The following is a 14,108-nucleotide window of genomic DNA, read 5'->3' as shown; positions in this document are numbered from 1 at the left end:
TCTCACTCTGTAAGGCCGCCTGTTTGTCGTCAATACCAACGAGACGGAGCCTCACATGTCTGTAGCGATCCGGAATGCAGCCCTTGCGTTGCTGACATGCTTCACGTTGGGCATCGCGGTCCATGCACATGGCGGTTCGAAATGCGACGACAGATGCGACGCACGCGGTCAGCTCCTCGATCAACACGTGTCGTTGCGGCTCAGCGCCGGGGCGCTCTCGACGCTGCTCACGTCAACCGCGTCCGGCCGGCAATTCGCGCAAATCGCCGGCGCGCCTCTTTGCGACATCGAGATCGTGTACTTCCGCTATCGCACCATCGGTGGCGCGGGCGAACCCACCAATGCGAGCAGCGCACTGATGATTCCGTCCGGAAGTCCGGCCGCGTGCAGTGGCCCGCGTCCGCTGATGATCTACGCGCACGGCACCACCGCATACCGCAATTACAATCTCGCCGACATCACGCAAACCGACCCGGGCAACCGCGACGGCGCCGGAGAGGGCCTCAGCGTCGCCGCGATGTACGCGGCGCAAGGCTATATCGTGGTGGCGTCGAACTATGCGGGCTACGCCGGCTCGGACCTCCCGTACCACCCATATCTGAACGCCGACCAGCAATCCGCCGATGTGATCGATGCGCTGCGCGCGGCGCGCCGCGTGCTGGACGATGGCAACGCGCGACACGCGACGCGCGAAAGCGGCAAGCTGTTCGTCACTGGTTATTCGCAGGGCGGCTTCGTGGCCATGGCGACGCATCGGGCGTTGCAGGCGGCCGGCGTCAGCGTGACGGCGGCCGCGCCAGGGTCGGGTCCGTATGCGCTCGCCGCTACAGCCGACGCGCTGATCCAGGGCGAGGTCAACCTCGGCTCGACGCTCTTCACAGTCCTGACTGTGACGAGCTATCAGCGCGCCTACGAGAATATCTATCGCAAGCCGGGCGACTTCTACGAGGCGGCTTATGCGCCCGGTATCGAAAGTCTCTTGCCGAGCGTGCAACCGCTGAACGCGCTATTCGCCGCGGGCAAGCTGCCTTCGACGCAACTCTTCAGCAGCACGCCTCCAGCGCCGCAATTCGCCTCGATGACGCCGCCAATCGCGCCGCCGCTGCAGCCGCCGGTGTTGACGCCGGTGTTCGCCGCCGGTTTCGGCAACGCGAACCTCGTGCGCAATGCTTACCGTCTGACACTTCTCGAAGATGCCGCCGCCAATCCCGACGGCGCGTTCCCCAACACGACGGTGGCGCTGACGCCGGCAGCGCATCCGCAGCATCCGCTGCGTCAGGCATTCAAGCGCAACGACCTGCGCAACTGGCAGCCGCATGTGCCGGTGCTGCTGTGCGGCGGCGGCGCGGACCCCACGGTGTACTTCTTCAACGCGCGCATCGAGCAGGCGTACTGGCTGAGCGCCAAAGTTCCGGTGGGCCTCACCTCGGTGCTGGATGTGGACTCGTCGGTTGCCGGCCCCGACGATCCGTATGCACCGATCAAGCAGGGTTTCGCCAGCGCCAAGGCGACGCTCGCGAGCCAGGCCGTCGCGGGCGGCGCGACCGACGGCGGTGCATCCGCGGTGTTGCAGGCCTATCACGGCGAACTGGTCGCGTCGTTCTGCATGGTCGCCGCGCGCACCTTCTTCGCCAACTTCTGAAGTCGCGTTGCGAGGCGGGCTGGCGAATGCGAGTGCGCGTCTGCGTGCACCATGGGCTTACCCGAATCGTGAAGTTTTCCCCGCCTGCGGCTATCATGCGCGGATGACGAAACCGACGGAGACAACGTGACGACCGACTCCGCAGCGACGCATGCAGCCGCTACCGGTTGCGTCTATAACCACTTCGATACGCGCCACGCGGCACCGCGCGATCAGTTGCTCGCATGGCGAGACCGACTCGATCATTTCCTCGACGTGCCGATCTCGCGCCGGGGACTGGCCGATGGCTTCAGCGGCACGATCGACAGCTATCGCGTTGGCGATCTCGCCTTCATGGACTGCCGGACCGATCCGGTTTCGCAAACGCGCTCGGTCGCGCGCATTTCGACGGATTCGGTCCGTCAGTTGGTGTTTCACGTGGCCGTCGAAGGCACGCTTGAAACGGGCACGGGCCTGTATCCGAAACGCACGGCGCTGCAGTCCACCCCGGGCATCCTCGCGCTCGATATGAACCAGCCGATGCGGATGACGCGCAGCGCCTGCCGTGTGCTGGCGTTTTTTCTGCCGCGCGAGTTGGTGGAGTCGGTGTTGCCCGAAGCGGAATCGATTCATGGCAGCGTGGTCGACTATCGGTCGCCGCTCGGGCGGTTGATCCCGGGGCATCTCGCCAACCTGTGCAAGCAATTGCCCACGATGAGCCCGCACGACGCGTACGACGCGATACATACCTGTGCAATGCTGATTGCGGCGGCCTTCGGCAAGGACAAGGGCTTGAGCGGCAATGCGCGGGCAGCGGCGCGCACTGCGATGTTCGCGACGGCGCGCCGCTACATCGACGCCAATCTCGGGCAGCCGGATCTCACGCTCGAAAACGTGCTCGCCGTATCGCAACTGTCGCGGCCCACGCTGTATCGACTGTTCGAATCCGAAGGCGGACTGGCCGCCTATATTCGCAATCGCCGGCTGCGGGAAGCCGCCGACGAACTGCACCGCTATCCGCGCAAAGCGATCGTCGAGGTCGCTTATGGTTTGGGGTTCAATAGCGCGTCGGATTTCAATCGCGCGTTTCGTCGTGCTTACGATATGTCGCCGAGCGATTTCCGGACGCTGACGCGATAGTCACGCAGACCATTGGCCAGTGTCCCGCGTGCAATATCGCGCTACGACGACAACCAGCCGCGGCCGATCGGCCAGGCCAGCAGCTTGCGATACACGATGACGAGGCCGCGCGTCAGGTTTGTGCCGAGCGGTCGCCATAGTGGCGCGATCAGCCCGAAGGAGATGAATGCCACGACCACGGCGCCCGCCATGTCGAGCGGAAAATGCACGCCGACAAACACGCGTGCCCAGGCCACCGCGAGACCGGCCAACAGGATCACGACGCCATGCCGCCTCTCGCCACTGAGCAGCAAGGTCAGCGCGATGCACGCGAACAGCGTCCCATGGTCGCTGGGGAATGATGAGTCCGGCGCGTGCTCGACGAACGTGTGGCCGATGCCCATCATGAACGGCCGCGGATGCTGCCAGACGAGGCCGATCAGCTGATTGAGGCCGAGCGCGAACCCGCTCACGGCGCTGGCATGCACGGCTGTTTCGCGGCGCTGTTCGACGCCGGACAGCCACATCGCGATCAATGACAGTGGCACCAGATAGATCACGTAATCGGCGCTGAAGCGCGCCATGTCGATTAGCCATGCCGGTGTCGACGGCGTGGCGTTGATCATCAGGAAGAGCGCCTGGTTGAACGCTTCGAGTGTACTCATGCGGTGGGCTGTTTGAATGGACGTGAGTCGATGTCGATCGATATTAACAGCCGAAACTTATGACATGCTTAGCCGCCCCATTGATGGGCGGCTCGCGCTCGGCCCGTGTAAGCTGTCGGCACGAACGGTCAACCGCCCACTGACTGTGCTTCGGCAATGCAGGCGCTGCAGCGTGGCCTATCAAGCAAAGGAGAGAGAAACGTGGTGAAGATCGATGCGGACCGCTTGCTCAACGACCTCAAGCGGCTACGCAGCTTCGGCGCGACCGGGCCCGGCGTGGTCCGGCTGGCGCTCTCGCCGGTGGATCTGGCGTCGCGCGAATGGCTCGTCGGACGAATGACGGAGGCCGGACTTGATGCTCGCATCGACGCGGTGGGCACTGTGTTCGGGCGCTCGCGCAAAAGTGGCCCGGCGCTTGTGATCGGCTCTCACACCGATACGCAGCCGACGGGCGGTTGGCTCGACGGCGCGATGGGCGTGATCTACGGACTGGAGATCGCACGTGCCCTCGCGGAAAACGATGCGACGAAGCATCTGGCCGTGGACGTCGCATCGTGGATCGACGAAGAAGGCACCTTTTCCGGTTTGCTCGGCAGCCGCAGCTTCGTGGGCGATAGCATCGATGAGTCGATTCGCGGCGCGACGAATCGTCAAGGGCAGCGACTTGCCGACGTGCTCGACGCCGCCGGATTGGCCGGAAGGCCGCGAGCGCGCTTCGAACCCGGCCGGCAGGTTGCGTATCTCGAGCCGCATATCGAGCAGGGCGGCCGGCTCGAAGCCGCTGGACAAGCCATTGGCGTCGTCACCACGATCGTCGGACTGCGTGAGCTGCGCTTGCGCTTCACGGGGCAGCGTAATCATGCCGGCACCACGCCGATGGCGATCCGGCGCGACGCTGGCGCGGCCTTGGTCGCCTTCATCGCGAGGATGAACGACGCGTTCGCGCAACTCGCGGATGCCGATACCGTGTGGACGGTGGGGCGCATCGAGCTCGACCCGGGCTCGCTGAGCGTGGTGCCGGGCGCGGCCGACATGTATCTGCAGTTCCGCGACGCGAATGCCGTGCGCTTGCAGGCGATGCAAGCGAGGCTTGCCGAACTGGTGCGGGACTTCAATGCGCAAGGTGGAGTGAGCGTCGAGCTGACGAGCATCGATGAGCCGATGGAACCGGTCAGCATGGACGCCGCGCTCGCGGAACATCTCGCCAGAGCCGCCGAGGCCGTCGCGCCAGGGAAATGGCTGCGCATGCCGAGCGGGGCCGCACACGACGCCCAGGTGATCGCGCGTTGCATGCCGGCCTGCATGCTGTTCGTGCCGAGCATCGGCGGCGTGAGTCACGACTTCATCGAGGATACGGCCGAGGAGCACATCGTCCTCGGCTGCCAGGTCGCGGCCACGGCTGCGGCCGCGATTCTGCAGGAACAGTGGGCGAGACGCCCGTAATCGACGTCGGCGGTGCATTCGATCAAACCACCGGCGCTGTCATGCGCGTGGCTGCTGATGCATCGTCGAGATCGGCCGCGAGCAGCGCGCCGCGTATCGCGTCAGTGGCCGAACAGCGAAGCTTGCGTCCCATGACTCGGCGCATGGCGCGCGGGCTTCGCATGAGTCTTCGCATCGACGGCGCGCGTTTGGGTTGGCGCCGTAGTATTCGGCGCCGCTTCCAGCGAAGTCTGCCCAGCTTCCAGCGACAGCAGAAACATCTTGTTGGCCAATCCGCCGGCGAATCCGGTCAATTCGCCGGACGCGCCGATCACACGATGACACGGCGCGACGATCGAGATCGGATTCCTGCCGTTCGCCGCACCGACTGCCCGCACCGCGTTGACATTGCCGATCTGCCGCGCGATCTCCGCGTAGCTTCGTGTCTGGCCGAACGGGATGGTCAATAGTGCTTGCCATACTTTCTTCTGGAAGTCCGTGCCGTGAAACTCGAGCGCAAGATCGAATCCGTGCCGCGTGCCGGCGAAGTACTCGTTCAATTGCCGTTCGGTTTCGATCAGCACAGCGCGGTCATTCGCTTCGACCAATTCGCCGACGCGCACCCGGTTCGGCTTGTCGTTTTCCCACAGAATCGCGGCGAGGCGCTCGCCGTTGGCTACGAGCTTCAATTGGCCGACGGGTGACTCCATCAACTTGTATGCGTACGTCACTTTGTTTGGCTCCCGAGCTGGTTGGAGGTGAAGAGGCGCGCGATGCGGGTCTGCGAATCCGCGCTGAACGCGCTGATATCCGACAGTGTGAACCGCGTGCTGTCTGAACACGCTCCAGATCTTGCTGTCTCATTCGTGTCGAAGCATTCTGGCCGGTAAACGGCCGGTCTGTCACTGTACAACCCTTTTCGATTCCATTCACGAAAGTTATCGGCGTTGCCTTGAGTCGGACATCGACATGTCCGGACTGATTTGCGTCGGAAGAACGTTGCGACCGCAGCGGGCCTGCGACTCAGTAGAATCCATAGCTTGGGTACGATGTGCACCGCTCTACCTGGACCTCTTCTACCACTGTGACGACGACATTAGAACAACTGCGGGCCGGACAATTGACGGGTACGCGCCAGCTCAGGCTGACAGGCGGCCTGAGCGAATTTCCGCGCGAGATTTTCGATCTGGCCGACACGCTGGAAGTCCTCGACCTGTCGGGTAATGCGCTCTCGACGCTGCCCGACGACCTGCCGCGACTAAGCAAACTGCGCATCCTTTTCGCGTCCGACAATCCATTCACCGAGTTGCCGCAAGTGCTCGGCCAGTGCACGCAACTGAGCATGATCGGTTTCAAGGCGAACCGCATCCGTGAGGTATCCGGCAATGCGCTGCCACCGCGATTGCGCTGGCTGATCCTCACTGACAACGAGATCGAGGCGTTGCCTGCCCAGATCGGCGGCTGCACGCAATTGCAGAAGTTGATGCTGGCAGGCAACCGGCTGCGCATGCTACCCGACGAATTGGCGGCGTGCTCGCGGCTCGAACTGCTGCGTCTCGCTGCGAACCAGTTCGAAGAACTGCCGCGCTGGTTGCTGCGCCTGCCGCGGCTTTCCTGGCTGGCATACGCGGGCAATCCATTTAGCGCGGCGCTGGAGACGGCCGCACTGAGCGATGCGCCGATCCCGGAGATTCGGTGGGACCGGTTGAAGCTCGAACAGACCTTGGGCGAGGGCGCGTCCGGTGTGATCTATCGTGCGGCGCTCGCGGCCGATCGCGACGACAATGGCGGCGATGGCGATGGCGATGGCGATGGCGATGGCGATGGCGATGGCGATGGCGATGGCGATGGCGATGGCAATGGCAATGGCGATGGCGATGGCGATGGCGATGGCGATGGCAATGGCAATGGCAATGGCAATGGCAATGGCAATGGCAATGGCAATGGCGCGCCGCGCACGGTCGCCGTCAAGTTGTTCAAAGGCGCGGTGACCAGTGACGGCCTACCGGACTGCGAAATGGCCGCTTGCATTCGAGCCGGCGACCATGCGAACCTGATCCCGGTGGCCGGAAAGGTGAAGGATCATCCGGCCGGCACGCACGGTCTCGTGATGGAGCTGATCGATCCGCGCTTCACGAACCTTGCGGGTCCGCCGAGCCTCGCGTCATGCACGCGCGACATTTACGACGCCGGCACACGTTTCGATGTCGGCACCGTGTTGGGCATCGCGTATGGCATTGCAGCCGCGGCGAGTCATCTGCACCGGCGCGGCATCATGCATGGCGATCTGTACGCGCACAATATCCTGCATGGCGGCGAGGGGCACGCGCTGTTGGGCGACTTCGGCGCGGCGTCGTTCTATGCCGCTGACAATAGCGACGTCGGCGTTGCGCTGCAGCGCGTGGAAGTGCGCGCGTATGGTTGTCTGCTCGAAGAGTTGCTTGACCGTTGCGACACACTGCATGCACACGCGCAGATAGCGGCGGCGCTCATTGCGCTGAAAGACCGCTGCCTGAGCGAAGCGATCGACAGCCGGCCGCTGTTCGATGAAGTCGCCGCGGTTGTGTCGACGCTGAGGAGCAATTGATGGCCGGTGCGTATAGACCGGCGCATGGCCGGTGGCTCGATGTGCGTTCGCGCGAACGCGGCGCGGTCATTGGACAGTGTGGTCCAGAAGGAGAGATCCGATGAAGCGGAATATGCGCCGCCGCGTGCTGCTTGCCGGCGCGCTGGCCGCCGCCGGGCTGGGCGGGACGACACGTGTCGGCGCGCAGCCGGTTGGCAATCCGAAGATCGCGCTCGTCCTGAAGTCACTCGCGGATCCGTTCACGGTGGCGATGATCAATGCCGCGAAGAATTACCAGCAACATTACGCGTCGCAATTCAGTTTGACGATTCGCGGAACGGCCAGACAGACCGACACGGCCGTGCAGATCCGGATGGTCGGCGAGATGATCGCGGCGAAGATGGATGCGATCGTGGTGGCGCCGACCGACTCGAAGGCGCTGACTGCCGTGATGGCGCGCGGGATTCGGGCCGGCATCATCATGATCACGATCGATAATCCGCTCGACGATGCGTCGCTGGCGGCGGCCGGCATTTCCGTGCCGTTCGTCGGCCCGAACAATCGCAAGGGCGCGATGCTGGCGGGCAACTATCTCGCCGAGCGGCTCAAGCCGGGCGATCAGGTCGGGATCATCGAAGGTGTTTCGGTGGACCGCAATGCGCAGCAACGCACAGCCGGCAGCAAGGACGCGATGGACGCGGCCGGCGCGCAGATCGTCGCGATCGAGTCTGGCAATTGGGACTACACAAAGGGGCGCGACGTTGCATCGAAGATGCTCAACGAGCATCCACAGATTCGCGCGCTGCTATGCGGCAACGACAACATGGCGATGGGCGCGGTCGACGCGATTCGCGACGCGGGCCGAAGCGGGGGCGTGTATGTCACCGGCTATAACGCCAGCGATGCGATCAAGCCATTGCTCGCCGATGGCCGTGTGCTCGCAACGGTCAATCAGTTTGCCGACCGGCAAGCGGTATTTGGCATCGATGCGGCGTTAAAGGCAGTGACCGAGCAGCGCAAGCAGCGCGAGCTGTCGGCGGTGATTGAAACACCGCTGCAATTGGTGACGGCGGGGAATCGGTGAAGGTCGAGGTTGATTGCACGTCCAAGCTAATCTCGGTCAATTGAATCAGGGTCTTTATCGAGACACTCAGGGCGCTTGCATGAAAGGAGCGGGACATGATGGTGCGGGGCGGATGGAGGAAGATGCCATCCGCCCCGTTTGTTTTTCTTGGCAATCATGGATCGCGCACCCGCTAACAAAAAGTGCCATTGAATCTAACTTTTATGCAGGGACGCGTGACTCATCCTCCAATATCGTTCGCTCATTGACCGACTATGCGGACATCGCGATGGCGCCAGCCACCAACGCCCGCGTCGGCATAAATAGCGCCAATAAATATTTCAAGGAGACCCGGCACGGTACCGCTCGCCACTGGTCCAGTGGCACGTCGTGTCGTTATACGCCGGCGCATCGAGCGCCGGCTCCACTTGACAGAGTGACACATGAAACTGGTCCATCAACTCCCGCTGGCGTTGGGCGTCGCGTTGCTTGTGGCATCCGCTGCTGGACTCTTCGGGGTGCTCCAGATGAACGATGCCGCAAACACGTACCAGCGGATCATCGAAGTGGATGGAGCTCAGGCACGTCAGGTCGCCGATGCACTGGTCTCGTTCAAGAACCAGGTGCAAAACGGCAAGGACATCCTGCTGCGCGGCAAGAACCCCCAACAGCTTGACAAGTATTGGAGCGCCTTCGAGAAATACGAGCAGGCTTCACAGGCCGTCACGGAAAAACTCGCGCTCGAGTTGCCGCCCGGCGAAGCGCACGCGAAGATCGAGCGATTCAACACACTTCACAAGGCGATGGGGCAGTCGTACCGCAAGGCGCTCGAGCAGTTCAAGGCCTCGGGATTCGATGTTGCCGTCGGCGATCAGGCGATGGATGGAATCGACCGGGAACCGGCCATCCTGTTGCGCGAATCCGGCAGCAAGATCGTCGAGCAGGCTGCCGCTGCGATTGTCGAGGCGAAGAGGAAGCAGACTCGCGCGCTCGTGGCGAGCTTCGGTGCAATGGCGCTCACCCTGCTCGCGGGCGTTGCCGGCGCCATCGTGTTTTCGCGTGCGATGACACGCAAGCTTGGCGGTGAGCCCGACGACGCACGCGAGGCGGCGCGTCGGATAGCGACGGGCAAGCTCGACGTCGATCTGCGTGTACGGCCGGGCGACACGGATAGCCTGATGGCGGCCATGCAGGCGATGACCGTTTCGCTCGCCGACATCGTCGGGCAGGTGCGCAACAGCAGCGATTCGATCGCGACCGGCTCGGCGCAGATCGCATCCGGTAACGCCGACCTGAGCCAGCGCACAGAAGAACAGGCGAGCGCGCTGCAGGAGACCGCCGCGGCGATGGAACAGCTCAGCGCCACCGTTCGGCAGAACGCCGAAAACGCTCGCGAAGCCAGCGAGCTGGCCACCGGCGCGTCGTCGATCGCATTGAAGGGGGGAGATGTGGTGGGCCAGGTCGTTGAGACCATGAAGGGCATCAACGAGAGTTCGCGCAAGATTGCCGACATCAGCGGCATCATCGACGGCATCGCGGCTCAGACCAACATTCTCGCGCTCAACGCGGCGGTCGAAGCGGCCCGCGCGGGCGAGCAGGGCCGGGGTTTCGCGGTCGTCGCCACCGAAGTGCGCAGCCTCGCGCAGCGCAGCGCCCAGGCCGCAAGAGAGATCCAGGCGTTGATCGCGGACAGCGTCCAGCGGGTCGACCACGACGATGACGGGGATCGTCGGGGCCATTCAGCGTGTGACGGTGATCGTGGGCGAGATCAGCCGGGCCAGCGCGGAACAGAGCACCGGCGTCGAGCAGGTGGGCGAAGCGGTCGGCCAGATGGATCAGACGACGCAGCAGAATGCCGCGCTGGTCGAGCAGAGCGCGGCCGCGGCCGAGAGCCTCAGGCAGCAGGCCGCGCAGTTGGTCGATTGCGTGGCCCAATTCGAGCTCTGACCCGCGTAAATGACGTCGTGCTCTACATCGCGAGCGCGGCGTCCACCGCTGGCAGATAGCTGTTGAAGCCGGCTTCGACGAACGCTGCGCGGACACGTTCGAGTTCGCGCAGCGTCGCTTCGTTAGACGGGTCTTGCTGCGCGCGAGCGAGGGCACGGCCGCGCGCCGCGAACAGGTCCGCCCACGGCAGCGGCTCGACGCGCGTGTACTCTTCGAGGGCGCTGACATAGCTCAGTGCAGCCGGCGGCTCGCCTGCGGCCAACATCGCTTCAATGGCGTCGCGGTAGAACCACAAATGATTGTGGCCCACTGCGCCGCGTCGCAACATCTCGGCCCCTTCGGCAAGCAGACGCATACGTTCGCCATCGTCGTCGACAGCGCGGCTGAGTGCGCTCACCACCTTGGGTGCGCTGAACTGCGTGCCCACCTCGCGGCAAATCTCGAGTGCTTCGCCCAACAGTTCGGCGGCCTCTCGCCGCTGCCCGCTATCGAGCAGCACGCGCGCTCGCATTTCCATGTGTTGCGCTTCGAAGCGGCGCGCGCCCAGTTGACGGATGATCTGTATTTCGTGCTCGAGATGGGCGAGCGCGGCCTGCATGTCGCCCATTTCGTAGCAGGCGAAGACGCCCAGCGTTTCGCACAGCATCTGCGCGCGTGGCTGGCCGACCAGCGCGGCGGCGTGCGCGGCGGCGCTTGCGTCTTCGCGTGCCGCGCGTGCCTCGTTGAGGAAGATCCGGCTGAAACCTGCCATCGAACGATTGGCCACCTCGATGCGACCGAAGCCTTGTTCGCGACTCAACGTAACGCACCGGCTGAAGTGCTCGAAAGCGGTGCGCATACGACCTTGCGCGTAGGCCGCATCCCCGAGGCCGCCGAGCGCTCGCGCCTCCGCTTCCGGCAAGCCGAGGCGCCGCGCGTGGGCGAGCCCACGTTCGTGCTCGATACGGCAATCTTCGATTCGTCCGAGCGGAAAGAGGATGTTGCCGCGCAGGTGATGCAGCCGCGCGAGCTCTGCAACCAGGTCGAGCCGTTGCGCGACTTGCTGGGCCGCGTCGAGCAGTGCAAGGGCTTCGTCGAGACCTTCGCTCACTCGTAGACCCTCGGCGAGCCCAAGTTGGGACTGACAGAGTGCTGCTTCGTCGGGCGCGGCGGCCACGGCCGCCCGATACGTCGCGATCGATGCGCCGATGTCGCCCAGATCTCGCTGGAGTTCGCCTTTGAGGCAGATCAGCGCGTGGCGATCCGTGTCCCTTCGCGCGATCTGCAGACCTCGCTCGGCGAGCCGGAATGCCGCTTCGGTGAAGTAGGCCGCGCGTTGCGCGATCGCTGCTTCGAGGTAGGCGCGCGGTGCTCGTTCGTCCTCGGCGCGATCGAGATGCTGGGCGCGCAGCACCGGGTCGGTCGGCGCAAACCAGTCGGCTGCGAGGCGGTGCAGCTCGCGCCGGCGTGCGCGCAGCAGTGTCGAGTAGGCGCTCTCCTGGATGAGCGCGTGGGCAAACAGGAAGTCTTCGCCTTCCGACAAAACGAGTGCGTTAGCGACGAGCGCGTGACAGCCATAGTCCGGTGCATCGATCAGCCGGCGCAGCAACGCGAGGCCAAAGCGCTGGCCGATCACCGCGGCGGCCTGGAACGCCTCGCGGTCGCGCGTGCTCAGCCGGTCCATGCGCGCCAGCACGAGGCTCTGGATGGTCGCGGGGACCGCTTCCTCGCTGCCTTCCTCGGCGTTGTGCAGGAGTTGCTCGAGGAACAGCGGATTGCCGCCGGCTCGCTCGATGCAGGCACGCGCGATACGCCCAGTCGCATCGATAAAGCTGCCGGCGAGACTCAGCGCCTCGTCGCTGCGCAGGGGGCCGAGGTCGATCGTGGCGAAGGGCGTGCCGCGGCAACTTGCTCGCCATGCCGCGTCGAGTGGATCGCCGTCCACGCGCGAGGTCATCACGAGCAGGCCCGGCACATCCGCGATAGCCACCGCGAAGGCCGCCAGGTAACCGAGCACTTGCGGGTCCGCCCAATGCAGGTCTTCCACGACGATCAGGGTTGGCCCGCGCCGGCACGCATCCTTGATGAGCGCTGCTGCGACCGCGCGCTTGCCGCGCGTGCGTGCGGTGTTGTCCATCGCGTCGTAAAGCGTGCGCCATTCGCCGGTTTGCGGCAGGTCGAGGATGTCGTGGAGAAACATCAACTGATCGGCGCCGATGGCGGCCGATGCGGCGGCTTGCACGGCGGCGGCGCGCCGTTGCTCGGCGCTGGCCGCGAGCCGCAGCCCCAGCACGCTGCCGACAATCGTGTGAATCGCATCCTGGCCTTTGCCCACGCCGAAATCCAGCACGAGGCCGCGGTGGCTCGCAAAGCCCAGCGTTTCGACGAAGCGGCGCATCTCGTCGACGAGCCGCGTTTTGCCGATGCCTGCCTCGCCGCGCACATAGACGAGGTGGCCGGCCCGCTGATCGAAGCACGCGCGGGCGAGTCCCTTGAACTGTTCGAGTTCGGGCCTGCGGCCGACAAACACACTGCGGCTGGCCACGACGGGTTCACCGGCGAGACCGCGCAGACGCCACACCCGCACCGGCGAGTCGATGCCCTTGAAGCGCATCGCACCCGCGGCCTCGCTGATCACGCAGTCTCCGAGCGCGTGATGCACGCTATCGGACAGCAGCGTTTCTCCGGGGCCGGCGGCGGCAACCAAGCGGGCGGCAAGATTCACGGAGTCGCCGAGTACCGTGTAGTCCTGAACGTCCGCGCGCTCGAACGGACCCGCGACCACCTCGCCACTTGCAATGCCCACGTGCGCCCTCAACGGCGGCAATGCCGGTTCGGTCAGTCCGTTAAGTGCCTCATGAATTTCCAGTGCGGCGCGCGCCGCGCGCAGCGGATCGGTGTCGTGCGCGCGTGGTGCGCCGAAGATTGCCATCACGGCATCGCCGATGTGCTTGTCGATCGTCCCGCCGTAGCCGAGCACGATCCCATCGACGAGCGCGGTGTAACGACCGGTCAACTCGCGCAACTCTTCGGGATCGAGCGTTTGCGATAGCGCGGTGAAGCCGCACAGGTCGGCGAACAGAATCGTGACTTGCCGGCGCTCGCTCGCAGGCGCATTCACAGCGAGCGGCGGCGCGCACGATGCGGCGGCGCGCTCATCGGCAATCGCCGCCAGCAGGCGCTTGCGGTGGCCGAGCGAGGCGACGCCAAGCTCTTTAAGATCGGCGTCGTCGAGCTGCTTCAGCACGGCGAGATCGATGTCGTTCGCGGCAAATGCCGGTGCGTATTGTTCCAGCCCCAATGCATGCAGCCACTGATCGATATCCATCGCCGCCGCCCCAACCGATACGTTCGAACGCCCACGTTCAGCCTGATGCCCAAAGCGGGCCACCCGCGCCAACAGATCATACGAAACGATGCGCGAATGCTGCCGGGCTGTGGCTGCATCAACGACGCCACGTTCGACCATTCCTGACCAAAATACAGTGTAGGTCCACTGTGAAGGAAACGGATGCAGGGCATAAGCGACGCTGGCGGATGCGGGTTCGGCCCGGCGTGCGTCGGTGCGCCGCCGCGCGTTTGACACTGGTTGCAGCCACGACGGATACTCGCATGGCGAGTCGGGCACGGTGGCGGGCGAGCGCGCACGTGCAACGTGCAATGGTTCGTTATCCGGAACGATGGATGGCGTTCGAATCCAGCACGACTGCAGCGCGAACCGCACGG

The 14,108-nt window shown here is 64.6% G+C and carries 8 protein-coding genes and 1 pseudogene; 6 read left to right on the top strand and 3 right to left on the bottom strand.

The features are described 5' to 3' along the window. The first annotated feature begins 55 nt into the window (after positions 1-55). Positions 56-1,642, top strand: a complete 1,587-nt coding sequence (locus BN2475_RS15260; RefSeq protein WP_094780334.1) for an alpha/beta hydrolase family protein — start codon at positions 56-58, stop codon at positions 1,640-1,642. A gap of 126 nt (positions 1,643-1,768) precedes the next feature. Further along, positions 1,769-2,761 (top strand): helix-turn-helix domain-containing protein, encoded by a 993-nt coding sequence (locus BN2475_RS15255; RefSeq protein ID WP_094780333.1) that lies wholly within the window; start codon positions 1,769-1,771, stop codon positions 2,759-2,761. A gap of 41 nt (positions 2,762-2,802) precedes the next feature. On the opposite strand, the gene BN2475_RS15250 is transcribed toward BN2475_RS15255, so the two are convergent. After that, a complete protein-coding gene (locus BN2475_RS15250; RefSeq protein WP_094780332.1) occupies positions 2,803-3,405 on the bottom strand; it encodes a phosphatase PAP2 family protein in 603 nt (200 codons plus the stop codon). A gap of 201 nt (positions 3,406-3,606) precedes the next feature. Here BN2475_RS15250 and BN2475_RS15245 point away from each other — a divergent pair, with 201 nt between their 5' ends. Then, positions 3,607-4,848 (top strand): Zn-dependent hydrolase, encoded by a 1,242-nt coding sequence (locus BN2475_RS15245; RefSeq protein WP_094780331.1) that lies wholly within the window; start codon positions 3,607-3,609, stop codon positions 4,846-4,848. 101 nt (positions 4,849-4,949) lie between these two features. On the opposite strand, the gene BN2475_RS15240 is transcribed toward BN2475_RS15245, so the two are convergent. Continuing rightward, complete coding sequence (locus BN2475_RS15240; RefSeq protein WP_094780330.1) at positions 4,950-5,558, bottom strand: methylated-DNA--[protein]-cysteine S-methyltransferase; 609 nt, start codon at positions 5,556-5,558, stop codon at positions 4,950-4,952. Between the two features lie 353 nt (positions 5,559-5,911). Between BN2475_RS15240 and BN2475_RS15235 the strand changes: the two genes are divergently transcribed. From BN2475_RS15235 to BN2475_RS36225, 3 genes and pseudogenes are all read left to right on the top strand, one after another. Then, positions 5,912-7,414 carry a leucine-rich repeat-containing protein kinase family protein gene (locus BN2475_RS15235; protein WP_245841342.1) on the top strand — a complete coding sequence of 501 codons (1,503 nt, stop codon included), beginning with the start codon at positions 5,912-5,914 and terminating at the stop codon, positions 7,412-7,414. Between the two features lie 100 nt (positions 7,415-7,514). Further along, positions 7,515-8,477 (top strand): substrate-binding domain-containing protein, encoded by a 963-nt coding sequence (locus tag BN2475_RS15230; protein ID WP_094780329.1) that lies wholly within the window; start codon positions 7,515-7,517, stop codon positions 8,475-8,477. A 422-nt stretch (positions 8,478-8,899) separates the two neighbouring features. Beyond that, positions 8,900-10,403, top strand: a pseudogene (locus BN2475_RS36225) (methyl-accepting chemotaxis protein). A gap of 22 nt (positions 10,404-10,425) precedes the next feature. On the opposite strand, the gene BN2475_RS15220 reads toward BN2475_RS36225, so the two are convergent. Next, positions 10,426-13,710 (bottom strand): adenylate/guanylate cyclase domain-containing protein, encoded by a 3,285-nt coding sequence (locus BN2475_RS15220; protein ID WP_094780387.1) that lies wholly within the window; start codon positions 13,708-13,710, stop codon positions 10,426-10,428. Between the last annotated feature and the right edge of the window lie 398 nt (positions 13,711-14,108).

Source organism: Paraburkholderia ribeironis, assembly GCF_900019265.1.
GTDB lineage: Bacteria > Pseudomonadota > Gammaproteobacteria > Burkholderiales > Burkholderiaceae > Paraburkholderia > Paraburkholderia ribeironis.
The sequence above is the reverse complement of the archived record's forward strand: the minus strand, read 5'-3'. Positions and strand labels throughout refer to the sequence as shown.

What these genes read in the sequence shown, in the direction of transcription:
- BN2475_RS15230 (WP_094780329.1), top strand. Translation starts at nt 7,515, where the DNA reads ATGAAGCGGAATATGCGCCGCCGCGTGCTGCTTGCCGGCGCGCTGGCC.
- BN2475_RS15250 (WP_094780332.1), bottom strand. Translation starts at nt 3,405, where the DNA reads ATGAGTACACTCGAAGCGTTCAACCAGGCGCTCTTCCTGATGATCAAC.
- BN2475_RS15220 (WP_094780387.1), bottom strand. Translation starts at nt 13,710, where the DNA reads ATGGATATCGATCAGTGGCTGCATGCATTGGGGCTGGAACAATACGCA.
- BN2475_RS15260 (WP_094780334.1), top strand. Translation starts at nt 56, where the DNA reads ATGTCTGTAGCGATCCGGAATGCAGCCCTTGCGTTGCTGACATGCTTC.